Origin of the sequence: Novosphingobium sp. FKTRR1, from assembly GCF_020404405.1 — a bacterium.
Taxonomy (GTDB): Bacteria; Pseudomonadota; Alphaproteobacteria; order Sphingomonadales; family Sphingomonadaceae; genus Novosphingobium.
In genome coordinates this window covers 1-1,557 of the sequence record NZ_JAIZDA010000087.1, presented here as the reverse complement: position 1 = coordinate 1,557, position 1,557 = coordinate 1, and the positions used below count along the sequence as shown (strand labels likewise).

General features: G+C 54.3%; 1 protein-coding gene. It reads left to right on the top strand.

Annotated features, from left to right (window positions below):
• The first annotated feature begins 202 nt into the window (after nucleotides 1–202).
• Nucleotides 203–1,300, top strand: a complete 1,098-nt coding sequence (locus tag LDN95_RS23005; protein WP_226019825.1) for a RelA/SpoT domain-containing protein — start codon at nucleotides 203–205, stop codon at nucleotides 1,298–1,300.
• Nucleotides 1,301–1,557: the final 257 nt, after the last annotated feature.

Below are 1,557 nucleotides of genomic sequence, written 5' to 3'. Positions count from 1 at the left end.
CCCGCACCTTCCCGCATATGCTTGCGGCGAGCGGTATCAGTCCAGGGCATGTGCTTCCTCCATCGTCTCGACAACGACGCTGAATCACAACCTACTGATATCGCTCAACCACTTTTCGCTCGGGCTCTAAACGGCTGAACCTGATCTCGATGCTGGGATGGTCGATTTTTGGCTATCTGATAGCGCGGTCCGGGATCTGTGCATGGCGACAGTGGCAGAAAAGGCAATTTTTCCTGGCGGCTCGAAAGAGCGCGTCAGCCGGGCCGGTGAAGCGGTTCGGAACGGGACGGCCACGTGGGAAGACCTTGTAGCCATCGACACTTGGCGAGCAGCTCATCGTTCCGTGCTCAACACGTTTCAGGCGATCTTGCGGAACCGCACTCGCGGCAGTGACATCGTTGTTGCTCAGCGACATAAGCGACGGAGCACGATATTCGGAAAATTGCGGCGCTTCCCCAAAATGCAACTTGCTCGCATGGATGACGTAGCCGGTTGCCGCCTAATTTTCCCCAATGCCGAGGAGCTTTACGCTTTTCGGCAAAACCTCCACGGGGCGCATTTTAACCACCAGCTGAAAAATCAGCCGGACAAGTACGACTACATCAAGCGCCCGAAAGACACGGGTTATCGGGGCATCCACGACGTATATGCGTATGACGTGAATTCGGTACACGGCAAGCCGTACAAGGACCTGTTGATCGAACTTCAGTACCGCACGTTTTACCAGCACGCGTGGGCGACTGCCGTGGAAGTCGTCGGCTTTATCACGGAAAGCCAGCCCAAGTTTCAGGAGGGCGACAAACGCTATGAAACCGCTCTGTCACTTTCGAGTGAGATCATTGCTCGGACATGCGAGGATGCCAACTCCTGCCACGCGGACCTGACTGATGCCGAGTTGACTGAGCGATTTTTGGAACTGGATAATGATCTTGGGTTGATGCGTATGCTCCGTGCGCTTAACTCAGCGAACAATGAGGTGACGGAGAAAAAGAACATCATTTTGATCTTCGGCGAACCCGAAGAGGGCAAACCTCAGCCGCCTCTGGAAATGAAGGCCTACCGCGACGCCACTGACGCTCTTCGTGCGTTGTTTGAGCTGGAAAAACAACATGCTGGGAAGGATATCGTCCTCGTTCGCGCCGACACTTCGAATGAGGTTCGGATCGCGTTTAGGAACTACTTTTCGGATGCGACAGAGTTTATTAATCTCATCGACAACGGGTGTCAGACTCTGATGAAGGGTAAGGTGCTACATGGACCAAAAGGCCAGCGTCCAAGGCGAACAAAGGCCCAAGGATGACACGTCTGCGCTCAATGCGGGATTACGGTGGATTACCGGATTACGGGATTAGACTACGAGATTACGGTGACAGTTTACTAAATCACCAATCTCCAAACCGGGCAAGCGGTGGGATTACGGCGACACCTTAGAGCCCGAGCGAAAAGTGGTTGAGCGATATCAGTAGGTTGTGATTCAGCGTCGTTGTCGAGACGATGGAGGAAGCACATGCCCTGGACTGATACCGCTCGCCGCAAGCATATGCGGGAAGGTGCGGG

What these genes read in the sequence shown, in the direction of transcription:
- LDN95_RS23005 (WP_226019825.1), top strand. Translation starts at nt 203, where the DNA reads ATGGCGACAGTGGCAGAAAAGGCAATTTTTCCTGGCGGCTCGAAAGAG.